The sequence below is a fragment of the Prescottella equi genome (assembly GCF_020171745.1).
GTDB classification, from domain to species: domain Bacteria; phylum Actinomycetota; class Actinomycetes; order Mycobacteriales; family Mycobacteriaceae; genus Prescottella; species Prescottella equi_A.
The window spans coordinates 1-13,897 of the sequence record NZ_JAIVAH010000026.1 but is presented as its reverse complement, the minus strand read 5'-3'; the positions used below and the strand labels follow the sequence as shown (position 1 = coordinate 13,897).

The 13,897-nt window shown below is 61.5% G+C and carries 7 protein-coding genes; 3 read left to right on the top strand and 4 right to left on the bottom strand.

Going from position 1 to position 13,897, the window contains the following annotated elements; all coding sequences use genetic code 11:
- The first annotated feature begins 45 nt into the window (after nucleotides 1-45).
- Both LCL87_RS21100 and LCL87_RS21095 read left to right on the top strand, forming a co-directional pair.
- The gene (locus LCL87_RS21100) at nucleotides 46-1,038 is read left to right on the top strand and encodes a UvrD-helicase domain-containing protein (protein WP_225023403.1); all 993 of its coding nucleotides are present in this window, start codon (nucleotides 46-48) and stop codon (nucleotides 1,036-1,038) included.
- Nucleotides 935-2,317, top strand: coding sequence for a PD-(D/E)XK nuclease family protein (locus LCL87_RS21095; RefSeq protein WP_225023402.1), 1,383 nt, complete (start codon nucleotides 935-937; stop codon nucleotides 2,315-2,317). The genes LCL87_RS21100 and LCL87_RS21095 overlap by 104 nt, the downstream gene beginning before the upstream one ends.
- Nucleotides 2,318-2,350: 33 nt before the next feature.
- Here LCL87_RS21095 and LCL87_RS21090 read toward each other — a convergent pair whose 3' ends face one another.
- Genes LCL87_RS21090 through LCL87_RS21075 form a run of 4 tightly spaced genes read right to left on the bottom strand, consistent with a single transcriptional unit; the run spans nucleotide 2,351 to nucleotide 11,267 of the window.
- A complete protein-coding gene (locus LCL87_RS21090; protein ID WP_225023401.1) occupies nucleotides 2,351-5,434 on the bottom strand; it encodes a restriction endonuclease in 3,084 nt (1,027 codons plus the stop codon).
- A 4-nt stretch (nucleotides 5,435-5,438) separates the two neighbouring features.
- Nucleotides 5,439-7,292 (bottom strand): site-specific DNA-methyltransferase, encoded by a 1,854-nt coding sequence (locus LCL87_RS21085; protein WP_225023400.1) that lies wholly within the window; start codon nucleotides 7,290-7,292, stop codon nucleotides 5,439-5,441.
- 32 nt (nucleotides 7,293-7,324) lie between these two features.
- Nucleotides 7,325-8,002, bottom strand: coding sequence for a DUF4391 domain-containing protein (locus tag LCL87_RS21080; RefSeq protein ID WP_225023399.1), 678 nt, complete (start codon nucleotides 8,000-8,002; stop codon nucleotides 7,325-7,327).
- Nucleotides 7,995-11,267 carry a helicase-related protein gene (locus LCL87_RS21075; RefSeq protein ID WP_225023398.1) on the bottom strand — a complete coding sequence of 1,091 codons (3,273 nt, stop codon included), beginning with the start codon at nucleotides 11,265-11,267 and terminating at the stop codon, nucleotides 7,995-7,997. The genes LCL87_RS21080 and LCL87_RS21075 overlap by 8 nt, the downstream gene beginning before the upstream one ends.
- A 505-nt stretch (nucleotides 11,268-11,772) precedes the next feature.
- On the opposite strand from LCL87_RS21075, the gene LCL87_RS21070 reads away from it, so the two are divergent.
- Complete coding sequence (locus LCL87_RS21070) at nucleotides 11,773-13,881, top strand: DUF262 domain-containing protein (protein WP_225023397.1); 2,109 nt, start codon at nucleotides 11,773-11,775, stop codon at nucleotides 13,879-13,881.
- The last annotated feature ends 16 nt before the right edge of the window (nucleotides 13,882-13,897 follow it).

Below are 13,897 nucleotides of genomic sequence, written 5' to 3'. Positions count from 1 at the left end.
ACGACGCGTACGAGCGACTTGCTGCGGCGGTGGAGCGTGCCAAGGATGGTTCTCCGTTGGCGCGAGTACCAACGCATTCTGCTCGACGAGTTCCAGGACACCGACCCACTGCAGCTGGAGCTGGCGGAAGCCATCGTGGCGGGGGCGTCTGGGCGCCTGTTCACGGTGGGCGATCCGAAGCAGTCGATCTACCGATTCCGTCGTGCCGATATTGCCACCTACATGGCGGCTCGCGACGCGCATGAGGGACGGGACGAGACGGCGATCGTTCGGCTGACGACGAACTTTCGTTCGAGTAGGCCGGTATTGGACTGGGTGAACGCGGTGTTCGAGCAGCTCATGGTCGCCGAACATCACACGCAGTCTGGTTATACGCCGCTCGATCCGGCGCCCGGGCGTCCGCAGTGGGACAGCAGCTGGGGGCCGCAGCCATTTGTGTTCTGCAATCCCACGGAGCTCGAGGACGCCCGGCTGTCGCCGGCGAATGCACTGCGGTCGGCGGAAGCGCAAGATGTGGCGCGGGTGACCGCCACGGCGCTCGATCAGAAATGGTGCAAAGAAGTCGGAGGACCCGATAGAACGTTCGAGCATGTCCCTCTGAATCTGAGTGACGTCTGCATCCTCATTCCGGCCCGGGCGTCGTTGCCCTACCGCGAGGACGCACTCGACAACGCGGGAATCGAGTTCCGGGCGGAGGCGTCCTCGCTGGTGTACTCCAAGCAGGAGATTCACGATCTACTGCTCACCCCCGGTCGCTATCCAATCACGCCGATGCGGCCGCGTTGGTTGCTGCGCTGCGCACCCCGCTGTTCGGGTGCGGCGACGATGACCTGTTGCGATGGAAGTCTGGGGGTGGAGCATGGCGAATCCACGCAGAACCGCCGGCAGGATTGGCGGAGTCCCGGTCGCACGAGGCCTCGCATACCTTCGGCAGGTGTGGCAGGAGCTGCCGGGAATGAATCCCGGAATGCTGTTGAGCCGCCTGGCGGCGGGCAGGCGGATGTTCGAGGTATCGATGGGCAGCCCGAGACACCGTGACGTCTGGCGCCGCCTGCGTTTCGTGATTGATCAGGCGCATGCCTGGTATCGGACAGACGGTGGAAACCTGCGTGACTATCTGGCGTGGGCGACGGCGCAGCAGGAGGACGACGCCCGCGTGACGGAGGCGGTGTTGCCGGAGGTGGGCGTCAACGCCGTTCGGATCATGACGATGCATGCGGCGAAGGGACTGCAGTTCCCGATGGTGGTGATCGCCGGGATGAGTGGGGGCTTCAAGAACTCAGGTGAGGCAGCTCTGTGGGATGCCGATGGTGAACTGCACGTCAATCTGTGCAAGGAGGTGAAGCTGCTTGGCTACGGATCAGCAGCGCAGACGGAAGCAGCGCACATCGCCGCCGAACGGGTCCGTCTGCTGTACGTGGCCTGTACTCGTGCCGAGAGCTTCCTGGCGGTGTCGGGCTACCAGCCGGACAAGGGCAACGGATGGGGGACGGTACTCGCGCCGGCACTGGAAAGCGTACCGAACACGCCGCCGGAACTGCTCGACGGAGCCGGGAGGGACGACTACCCAACGGCAACCGCGCCGTATCCCGTGCCATGGGAGGCGTGGCGAGCCGAGACCTTGCGGGTGGCAGCATCATCGTCGGTGGCATCGTCGGTGCCGGCCACCGACATTGCGCATGGTGGGTCGAGACTGGGAACCGAAATCCTCGGGATGATTCAGAACGACGGCAAGGTTCCCACCGCCACGTCCGGCGAGACCGTCCGAGCCTCGATGAACGCACTCGAGAGCGGGACCGTGTTCGGTACCGCGGTGCATGCGCTTCTGGAGTCGATCGACCTGACGATCCCGCTCGCGACCGAGTTCAATGCGCAAGCTGCGACGGTCGTGAAGGCTGCGGGCCTGTCGGACCTCACAGGGTTCGTCGCCGTTGCGAAATCGGCGCTGAACTCGGCGCCCGTGAAACGTGCTGCAACCCGTGAGCACTGGCAGGAAATGCAACTGGCCGGGTCGCTACCCGACAGCGATACCGTGGTCGAGGGCGTCGCGGACCTTGTGTACCGCGAGGACGACCAGTCGCTAGTGATCATCGACTACAAGACGGACGTCGCAGTGTCGGAACAGACCCTTGAGGCCTACTGGGCGCAGCTCTCTGTGTACGCCGACCTACTTACGCGAGTCGCGGGGGAGCGGGTCAGCGCGCTCGTGCTGTTGTTCCTGCGGAGCGAGGGAGCGGAGGTGCTGGAGCGCCGCTTCGATACTCGTCCGGACACCCGGAGCCTTGACCTTGTCGGAGATGGCGGAGGCCCCGGGTAGTCCGGAGTTGGTTCGTAGGGCGCTGTGATTCCGCTACGTTCCCGGCCCCACGAGCTGCATCAGCTCGGTGTAGTTGGTGACGACGTTGTACGTGACGTTCTGGTCGTTCTTCTTGTTGAGTGAGTCGAAGAACTTACGGGCGCACTCGATCTTCGCTTTCTCGGCTCCCTTGAGTTGGAGGCTCGATAGTGAGCCCTTGGTTTCGGCGACAAAATAGACGTGTTTGACGCTGCCCTCGGTGAACGCGATGGCCCAGTCGGGGTTGTAGTCGCCGACCGGGGTCGGGATGAAGAAGCCTCGCGGCAGCTTTGCGTAGACCGCGACCTCGTTGCTGGTGTCGATCTCGTTCACAAAGTCGCGTTCGATCTTGGAGTCGGTGACGATGTAGTCGTAGATGTGCTTCTTCAGTTTGCTGCCGGCGCGGGTGAAATCCTGCTTCGTCTGGTTCTCCGTGAAGATTGCCGAGTCGAATCGAGCTTCCAGCGTGTCGTAGGTCAAGTGTTGGACAATCGCGGTGGCCTTCTGCTCGTTGACCAGCCGAGCAGTCTCGGTAATGAACTGCTCCGGGTTGAGCCGGAACTTGACGAAGGTCGCCGGCGTAACGCCGGCGAGGATGGCAGCCACAGTCCGTCGGGTGAGTTGAGTCTTTTCGGTGATTTCGCCGAGAAGGTCGTACTTGACCTGTGATCCGGCTGTAGCCGTCTCGGTTTCGGTGCGCGTGTCCGAGACCGAGAACCCGGTGCCGTTGGTGAGGTCGTCGGCGTCGAGGGCGTCGTGTTGGGCACCTTCGTGGATGACGTACTGCATCGCGGCGACGTTGAGGTGCGTGTCGAGGGATCGGATGCACTCACGGATCAGCTCGTTCGAGTCGAACTCGACCTGGTAGACGGCCTTGTGGTTGATCCGGTTCCATAGTGCCTGGAACTCTTTCCGGGCGAAGTTGGCCTCATTGAGGGGGATCTTCTTCGGCTTGCGGTCGTTCTCCGGAACTGGAACGTCGAGGTAGAGCATGTCCACCAGCGGCCAGACGGAATCGATGACCGGCGCCAGTATCTCTGAGGTCGGCACAGCGAGGGTGCCGGCGGCCTTGTCGTCCTTGTACTTGGTGGTGACGAGTCCGTCTTCGTCGACGTAGCCGTTCTGCACCAAGTGGAAGTAGATCGCTTTGGCGAGTTTCTCCTCGACGACGGATTCGCCCGCCTGGGTGTGGATCGTCTTGCCTGTGAAGAACTCCTCGCTTGCCGCGCGTGGCCGTGCTGACAGGGATTCGGCGATTTCCTTTTGTAGCCCGGTGACGAAGTCGGTGTAGGACTCGTCGGTGACGACAGTGAGTTCGTTGATGTCGTGCACGGTGGCGGGGTGATCCATGCGCTCGCCGTGCTGGTTGACCGCCAGGCGCAGGCCGCGGCCGATCTCCTGGCGGCGGGAGACGGTGTTGTCGCTCTTCTTGAGCATGCCCATCACGAATACGTTGGGGTTGTCCCAGCCCTCGCGCAGTGCAGAGTGGGAGAAGATGAAGCGCACCGGCTCGTCGAACGACAGCAGGCGTTCCTTCTTCCTGAGGATCAGATCGTAGGCGTCGGTGTCGGTGGACTGCCCCTTGTCGTCACCGCGGCCGCTGACCTTGCCGTCGATCTGACGCTTGGTCTTCTTGTCGATGGAGAAGTAGCCCCCGTGCACAGACCTGACGTCGTCACGGCGCAGATACTCCTGGCGCGCGGCAGTCGATTCATCGAGTGCGAGTTCCGCGAGCACCTCGTCGCGGATGGTCGCGTACTCTTCTTCGAACCAACGGGCGTAGTCGCCTAGGGTGTCCTCGCGGTCGTAGTCGCGGTATTTCGCGACCTCGTCGATGAAGAACAGCGAGAGCACCTTGATGCCCCGACTGAACAGCTCCCGCTCCTTGTCGAAGTGCGCGCGGATCACCTCGCGAATTTGGATGCGCCGCTTCGCTTCCTCCGTCACGTCCTCGGTGACCTGCCCGGCCATGACAACGTCGCCGTTACTCAGTTCAACGACGTCACGGTTGGCGTCGATGTCGGTGATGAACAGGCCCTTGTAGGCCTCGATACCGTTGGAGATGTCATGCAGGTTGGCGCCGACATCGAGGCGCTTGACCTGTCGCTTGATCGGCCCACCCTTGGTCTGCACCTCAAGCTCGACCCGCGCCCGGGGCTTGGCGCCCTTGGCGATCTCGATCGCATCCAGGTACAGGTACGCGGTCGAGCCGGCCAGCCCCTTGACGGTGATACCGCGGACCGCGATCTTCTTGACCAGCTTCTGGTTGTAGGCATCGACGGCGTCTAGCCGGTGAACCTTGGTGTGCTCGACCTTGTGGGTGGCCGAGTAGCGCAGCATCATCAGCGCGTTGAAGCGCGACAGCGCCTCCAACGACTTGGCAGCACCGACCTTCTGCGGCTCGTCGATGATGACGATCGGACGGTTCGCACTGATCACATCGATGGGACGACGAGACTGGAAGTCATCGAGCACGTCGTAGATGCGGCGGTTGTCCTTGCCGGTGGCGTTGAACGCCTGGATATTGATGATCATCACCTGCACCTCGGCATCGGAGCTGAACCGCTCGATCTCGTGCAGCTGCGAGGAGTTGTAGACGAACGAGCGAGGCTTCGTTCCATAGATCTGCTGGAAGTGCTCGGCTGTCACCTTGAACGACTTCTGCACGCCCTCACGGATCGCAATCGAGGGAACCACGATGATGTACTTCGACCAGCCGTACCGCTTGTGCAGCTCCATGATCGTCTTGATGTAGACGTACGTCTTGCCCGTACCGGTTTCCATCTCGACATCGAGATTCGGCGCCCCTGGCGCGGCCTTGCTATCCGAAATCTTGGCCGACCGTGGCAGGTTCCGGGACTGCTGGACCTTGTGGACGTTCTCCAGCAGCTGGGCACCGGTGAGGGCGATCTCGGCATTGCGAAGACCGGAATCTGGTGTCGAGTTCTCCTCGAACAGTGAGGGATTCGAGACGGGCTTCACCTTGCCGGGGTCGATCCGGTAGGAGATGCCGTCGTGTTTGGGCTGCCCGGCGAACACCTCGACCACCGAGTCGACGGCGTCGGTCTGGTACTGCTGGACCTTGAACTGAAGCTTCATGAGATCAGATAGCCTTCACGTCCGTGGCCGGCGATACCTCACGGAAGATCTGCTCCGCGTTGATGCGGGCGTCGTCCGATGCGAAGCTGGAGTCACGGAAGACTGCACGTAGAGGCTCACGCTTGGCGATGGTCCGCACGAGTTCGGGGCTGACCTCCGAGTCGAAGCACGCGATCAGCGCACCGTACTCGACCACGAACACGTCATGGCCGTCGGTCTGTTCGACCTCAACAGGCATGGTCAGCTCAAGACCCCAGTCGAGCAGCACTTGGAACAGCAGGTCTTCAGACGATCGGCCAGGCTTAGTGCTGCTCTCCAATTGGCCGAGTGCGAGCTGATCGGTCTCGTCTGGGGAGCGCAGCACGTCAGTCATGTTGGTGGTATCGACCTCGAACACCCGAAATCCGAAGTCCATGTGCTCATTCGCGAGTCCCGCCTGTGCGGCTGCCAACTGGCCCGCCCTGCGGATCCGCGCCTTGGCCACATCTGCGATCGTCGCATAGCCCGCCTTCGCCGCAGGCGTTGAAATGCCAACCACCTCCGGGTACTGAATGGCAATGAACTTCCGTGCACCATCATCGTCCAAGTTGAGGCGCATGACGGCTTCTGCCGTGGTGCCAGACCCCGCGAAGAAGTCAAGCACGGTGCAATCCTTCGCGCCCGCGGCCCCGTACCTGATTAGCCGGGAGAGGAGCGACACGGGCTTGGGGTAGTCGAAGATCTTCTTCCCCCCAAGGATTTTTGCCACCTCCTCGCTGCCGTCCTTCGTCGTGCCAGCATCAAGGAGCAGTGAACTCGGTGTACGTGTGTCGCCTCGTTGAATTCTCTCGTTGAGGTAGAGTTTGCGCTTGGGTGCGCTGTCGCCCTTAAGTCCGAACTTGACCCGGCCATCGTCGATCAGGTCCTGCATCGAACGAGGGTTGATGGCCCACGATCGACCAGCCGGAGGCCAAAATCCCTGACCTGTATCGGGATTCACGACCTCATAGTTCGTGTCACCTCCAGGCTTATTCGCGTCAAGGGGAACGAGTTTCCATGGACCCCGTGGATCGCCGTCGGGATTCGAGTACTCGGTCGATCGAAGCGGCTCACCCCAAAAGGTAAGTTGCTCGCGGTTTCGAGCGTATGCCAGAACATAGTTGTGGTTCGCCGAGATTTCTTGGTCATCCGAAATAGAAGTTCGGGACTGCCAGACAATCGTGGCAACGAAGTTTGCAGTGCCGAAAATCTCGTCCATCAGGACACGAAGATTCGCACCTTCGTGGTCGCCAATGGTGACAAACATCACTCCGTCGTCGGACAGAAGGTTACGGGCGAGGCGCAGTCGTGGGTACATCATCGTCAGCCAGTCGGAGTGGAAGCGACCGTTAGTGAGCGGGTTGGTATTTAGCCTCCCTCGCTCGTCGAGCTCGCCCGAACGCGAAAGGTAGTCAGAGGCAGACGTGGAAAAATCGTCCTCGTAAACGAGGTCAGATCCTGTGTTGTAGGGAGGGTCAGCGAAGATGACCTTTATCTTTCCGAGGTACGACTCCTGTAGTAGCTTCAAGGCCTCGAGATTGTCGCCCTCGATGAAGAGATTCTTAGTGGTGTCGAAGTCGACGGATTCCTTGCGTACGGGTCGGAGTGTCTTAGCGATGGGGGCGTTGGCTGCGAAGGCAGCGGCGCGCTTGCCGGGCCAGTCGAGCTGGTAGCGCTCCTGAGGGCCGTCGACGACATGGTCGGAGAGTTCCTGGCGGAGGAGGTCGAAGTCGATGGCTCGCTTCGGATTACCGTCGCCGTCGACGGTCTCGGTGACTACGCTGGGGAACAGTTTCGCGAGTTTGTCGATGTTCGCATCGGTCAAGTCGGGGGAGGTCATGCGCAGTTTCTCCACGGGTTAGTTCTGCCTCTTCATCTCAATGAGTTCAACTCTGTTTGCTTCTTCTTCAGGGTCCGGCGCAGCGCCACCTTGCGGTTGAACTGCGGCTCGGTGCGGAGCTTGCGCTCCAGCGTCGCGATCTCGCGTTCGAGCGTTCGCGCGGTGTCCAGTCTGGCTGAGACCTCCGAGTTGTCCTCACCCGGCCGCGTCGCCACCGGCATCAACGGCTCCAGGAGCGCGGTGTAGAGGGCAGGCAGGGTGATCGCGGTTGGTAGCGGTCGGCGATCAGTGCCGGCAGGCTGCCAGTCGGTCCAGTAGTAGGTACTGAGTTTCGGTGCACCAGAGCCGAGTTGTTTGTGCGAGGCGATCATCCGGGTGTGCTCGTCCTCGCCGTGGCCGCGGCTGATTTCGAAGACGATCGGGAACGGGATGGCCTTGTCGATCGCGGTCAACACTGACTCCGTGACGTCGGTGCCTTTCGTGTCGATCCGGAACACCTGGATCTCCGAGACTGCGTCGCTGCCGGGCAGGTTGACGGTGGATTCAGCGAGCTTGTACGCCCAGGTGATGCGTCGCACTTCGGAGACAAACTTCTCCCGCACCGCCGCGGGGACGGTGCCGTGCTCGTAGAACTTCTCCTTCGGGATTCGGCTGCCAAACTGCGCGGCGTCGGGCCAGCGGTATAGGAAGTTGGCGGCGAGCTCACTCATCGGGTGATGCCCCCTGCGTAGTGTCGACGATCGCGATAAAGGCGATGAGCTCGAAATCCTCGAGTCCGGCGATCGTCTGCGTGAGTGCAGTTGTGTGGCCACCGGTGAACAGGCTGTCGATGTCGCGTTCCTCGGTGACGTCGATCATCGAGTAGATCGCGTCGGTGAGCAGTTCGGAGTACCGCTCCATGTTCGCGCCCTCACCGGTGGCTGCGTTGAAGGTGCGGACTGCGTCAGCGACGGGTTGATCGTGGGGGCGGCATCCGGTCCGGATGAGGTCGAGCAGATGTTTGGCCTCGGTGTGGTCGGCGATGACGGTGCCGTTGTCGCCGAGGTAGACGAGGTAGTGCGGGTGCAGGCGATTGCCACGGTTGATGTTCTCGTCGGCGTTCACGTTCCGTAGTGCGAAGATTACGCCCGGTTTCAGCCCCTTGGCCGGGTCTGCGGGTACCACGGCGTGCAGGCCCTTCGGTGCGGCCGCCAGGTCGCCGTACTCCTTGATATAGCCGAGCAGGTCCATGCGGAAGTCGTTGAGTCCCAAATCGGTGATCGAGACTCCGCTTCGCACATCCTCCAACTCGATGACATCGTCCTGCAGCTTGCGGAGCTGCTCCTTACGGAAGGCGGCATCGGAATCTTCGAGGGTGAGGATATTGTCGTCGGCGGTACCGGCGAGGTCGGCGATGACCATCCGGTTCTCGACCCGCTCCTTGAGGTTGATGTACTCGTCGAGGGAGATGTCGGGCCAGAAGTTCACCAGCTGAATGTGGTTGTTCGTCGATCCGATGCGGTCGACCCGGCCGAACCGCTGGATGATCCGCACCGGATTCCAGTGGATGTCGTAGTTGACCAGGTAGTCGCAGTCCTGAAGATTCTGACCCTCGCTGATCACATCGGTGCCGATCAGGACGTCGATCTCGATCGTTGCCTTCGGCATGGTCAGGTGCCGTTGCTTCGACCGCGGCGAGAACAGGGTGAGGACTGACTGGAAGTCGTATCCGGTGCCGATCGTGGTCTTCGCCCCGTTCCCGCCGCCGGTGACGAGCCCGAGTTCCATACCGGCGGGGCTCAGCGCGGGGCCGAGCTCGCGGTAGAGGTAGTTGGCGGTGTCAGCGAACGCGGAGAAGATCAACACCTTGCGGTTCCCGTCGTTGATCGGGTTCGCAGCCTTGTCCGCGATGAGGTCCTTCAAGGCGCGCAGTTTCAGATCGTGTTCGGGCGTGATCTTGTGCATCTCGGTGACCAGTCGGTGCAGCGTCTCGCGGTCGTTCCACAGATCTCGCTGCCAGGAGTCGACGTCGATGTCCTGGAGATCGATCTTGATCTTGTTCCCGAACACGAGCGCCTCGGCGTCTGCCGTGTCCTCGTCGTCGACCTCGAGATTGTCCAGGTCGATGTCCATATCGGTGAGCGCGCCGTGGCGCCCATCGAGCCGGCTGAGAGTTCGATCGACGGTCCCCTCGATCTTCGTCAGCGTCAGCCGGAACGCCTCGACCGAGCTCTCGAGGCGTTTGAGCAGGTTGACCGTCATGAGCTTCTTCACGCCCTGCTCACGCCCACGCTGCCCCAGATTTGGCTTCCCGCCGGCCGTGCCGACGTTGTAAAGGTCCTCGTACTTCTGGAGGCGACTGGGAAACACGTACGCCAACGGCGTGTACACGGCCAGCGTGAGCTGCTGCAGCTGCTCGAAGATCTCGTTGAACGTCGGGACATCGGCAACATCCGTGAGCGGCTGCCGAATCGACTTGGGCGGCAGACGTTTCGGGAACACGCCGATCTCGGTGGTGTCGTAGAACGCCTGAATGTGTTTGCGGGAGCGGGCGATCGTCACGGCGTCGAGCAACTCGAAGAAGTCAAAGTCGAGCATCTTCAGGATGCGGTCCGTCGTGCGGTCCTCGGCATCGAGCTTCGACCACGCATTGAACACCGTCTGCGCGTCCTTGAACACCTTCTCGACGGTCGTCGAAATGTTGAGGTGCTTGGCAAGGTTGTCCGACTCGCCTTCGTATGCGAGCTGGAGCTGGTTCTTGAGGTCGCTGAACTTGTTGTTCACCGGGGTGGCCGAGAGCATGAGGACCTTCGTCTTCACACCCTCGCGGATCACCTGCCGCATCAGCCGCTGGTAGCGGGATTCCTTCTCATCGGAGAAGTCGGCGTTGCGGAAGTTGTGCGACTCGTCGATCACGACTAGGTCGTAGGTGCCCCAGTTGATCCGGTCCAGCCGCAGCCCCATCGACTCGCCCCGGGTGCGGGACAGGTCGGTGTGGGCGAGCACGTCGTAGTTGAACCGGTCGCCGGCGAAGACGTTGGTGGTCAAGTTCGCGTTATAGTTCGTCCAGTTCTCGGCGAGCTTCTTCGGGCACAGCACGAGTACCGACTTGTTTCTCAGCTCGTAGTACTTGATGACTGCGAGCGCGGTGAATGTCTTACCGAGGCCGACACTATCGGCGAGGATGCAGCCGTTGTAGGTCTCGAGCTTGTTGATGATCCCGGTCGCCGCATCCTTCTGGAAGTTGTAGAGCGCGTTCCAGACCTGCGTGTCCTGGTAGCCGGTGCGGTCGTTGGGCAGTACATCCTCGTTGATGTCGTCGAGGAACTCGGCGAACAGGTTGTAGAGGATCAGGAAGTAGATGCGGGCCGGAGAGTTCTCGGCATACACGCTCGAAATATGTTCGTGGACAGCCTGAGTCACATCCTGGAGCTGATCGTGACTGTTCCAGATCTGATCGAACAACTGAATGCACTGGGCCGTCATCGGAGCATCGTCGATGCGTTGAACCATGTTGGAAACGGCGTTGCCGCGGGCGTAGCCGAGGTCGGCGGTTGTGAAGCCCTGAAGCGGCATGTACGCGGCCGTGTCATCGACCACCGCGAACTGCTGCATCGGGTTCCCGGTCGAGTTCGACCGGAATGTCACCTTCCGGCGCACCCAATCTGCGCATTCCTTCGCGATCGCTCGTTGAGTGAGCTTGTTCCGTAGCCGGATCTCGAACTCCGAGCTGTACAGACTCGACTCACCACCACGCGCCTGAGGAATGAAGAACTCTCGACGTTCCTTCGGGATCCTGTCAGTGGCCGTGCTCGTCACGAATGACGGAGACGTGAAGATGAACTCCAGTTCCTCCACTTGCTCGAGCTCCTTGCGCAGAGCCTCGAAGGCGAAGATCGAGAAGGTCGATGCCGCAATCCGAACCTTCGAGCCGGGCGTGATCTCGGACTTCAGATCATCCCCGAGCAATTCGTTGATGTTGTCGATGATGCGCATGCTGCCTCGATTCGCAAAGGGTCGCGGAGCGACACCGGCAGTGGGGTTCTGCAGAGATTTCCATTGCCCTGGCCGATTTGGCTGGGACAAAACCGAACGGATTGGTCGACGCCGCCTACAACAGGAGATGGATGACCTGCGGGTGACCTACCGATTGCGTCCGCCATACCTCGAGTTGGCGAGAATTTCGTGTCCCTAACGCAAGTGCGTGGGACACGACTGTCCGGTTGTTCTCCATCCCACCGCCCGTGGTCGATCGGTCCCCCGCGGCCGACGGCGGTCGCGCTTATGTCGCTGATCCTAGCAACGGAGATGGCGTCATCTGCGGTAGGCGCCGATGCCGCAACAAACGGTGTCGGACCCCCATGCGGGACCCTATTCGGCATCTGGCCTCGCTCGATTGGGACGGACGGTGTTGTGGTCGCAAGGGCGGTCCCGAGGTTCCTCGATGGCGCCATGTGACTATTGGTAGCTACGACTGGCGGTTTGAGTTCGGGAGGGACTAGTGGAAGCGCATCCGCGCAGGTTGAAGACGGTGTTCCGGAGCGATGTGCGATTGGTCGTACCGCTGTTCCAACGCCCGTACGTCTGGGATGAGGACGAACAGTGGGCACCGTTGTGGGAAGACGTCGTCGCGACGTTCGACCGCCGCGAGGACGGCGAAACGCCTCCGCACTTCCTCGGCGCGATCGTGCTCGAACAGAAGCGGGGCGCACTGGGCAGCCTCGAAGTTCGGGAAGTGATCGATGGTCAGCAGCGGCTCACGACGCTGCAGATTCTCATCGCGGCACTGCGAGATGCATACATGGCGGCGGGGATCAAGACACGACTGTCGAGTCGCCTCGCCAAGACCCTGAAGAACGACGCGGACTATGTCGACGGCCCCGACGAAGAGTTCAAATTGTGGCCGACCAACCGTGATCGAGCCGCCTATGCCGACGTAATGCGTGGCGCGTATCGAGACAGCACACGTGATCCGGCGCTTCCGAGGATCGCGTCGGCTTACGTGTTCTTCCGTGAACAGATTGACGCTTTCGGGTCCGCGTGTGGGGACGGCGACGTCGAGGCAGTTTTGGACGGACTCGCCGAGGTCATGCTCGAGCACCTGGAGCTGGTTGTGATCGACCTCGGGATCGACGACAACGCGCAGGTGATCTTCGAGACGCTCAACGCCCGTGGAACGGCCCTGCGCGCGTCCGACCTGATCAAGAACGCACTGTTCCGGACGCTGCAGGACAGTGGTCGACCGGTCGAACAACTCTACGAGAAGTACTGGGAGCCGCTGGAACTCGAGCGGTGGCAGAAGAACGTGCGGCAGGGCCGGCTGGTACGCCCGCGGCTGGACGTCTATGTGGGGTTCTTCCTTACCCTGTTCCTCCAGCGGGAGATTCAATCCCACCAGCTTTTCGCGGTCTCTCGAAGCCATTTCGGGGGCGATGCGGACCTCGCCGAGGGATTCCTCAGTGATTTGGCCCGATACGCGGAGATCTACGATGAGCTCGAAACGGGAGGGATTGGTACCGCTCCTGAGCGGCGGATTCTGACTCGCCTCGAGATCGTCGACACGCAGACGATCACACCCATCTTGCTGTGGTTGTTCGCGCACACCGCAGGCAGCGAGCGTCAACGCGCACTCGAACTGCTCGAGGCATATCTGGTGCGCCGCGCGGTGTGCCGGCTCACCGCGAAGAACTACAACCGGCTGTTCCTCGAACTGCTCCGCCAGCTCTCCGCCGGCGGTGCCGCACACGAAGTGATCGAAGGGTTCTTGGGGCAGCAGGACTCCGAATCGGGACTCTGGCCGAGCGACAACGACCTGACTGAATCGTTGAGAACCCTTCCGCTCTACCGACTGTTCAAACGCGATCGGCTTCAGCGGCTTCTCCTGGCGTTCGAGCACCACCTCACGACCGATCGAACCGAACCGATGCCGGCAAGCTCGAAGCTGTCCGTCGAGCACCTGATGCCGCAGAGCTGGCACGAGCACTGGCCGCTGCCAACTGATCGAACCGCGGCCGAAACCGAGGAAGAGCGACGCGACGGTCTGCTTCATACGATCGGGAACCTCACCCTGATCACCGGAAAACTCAACTCCAGCCTGTCCAACGCTGCATGGAGAAGGAAACGGGAGCACCTGCTCGCCCATTCCGCGTTGACGCTCAATAGATCTCTGCCGGTGGAGTGGGGCGTGACTCAGGTCGAACACCGATCTGAGGCGCTGGCGCAGGCTGCCGTGGCGATCTGGCCGCGTCCCACCGCAGTCGAGGGTGAGCCCAGACGCATCCGTGATGTGGAGCGTGACCTCACTCCCGACCGTGACCAACCGCCCATACGGACACAACCGACAGACCAATCAACTCGTAGTTCGTCCGCCCCCATTCGACGCGATATCGGGCAGCACATCGTCAATGCATTCGCGGAACTCGAGGATGGCGACTTCCTCACAATCGGAGAGATTCGCAAAGTTCCATCGCCCCAGTACCCAGTCAATGATCTCCCATCGGCGGGGGCCATCAGCGCACGACTGTTCCCAGGCAATGGGGGTCGGACAACGGTTCCTGGCGTTGTCGGAGTGATGGTCGATGGCCGCCGCGGGGCACGGAAGGTTGGATGACCTCCGAACCACGCGG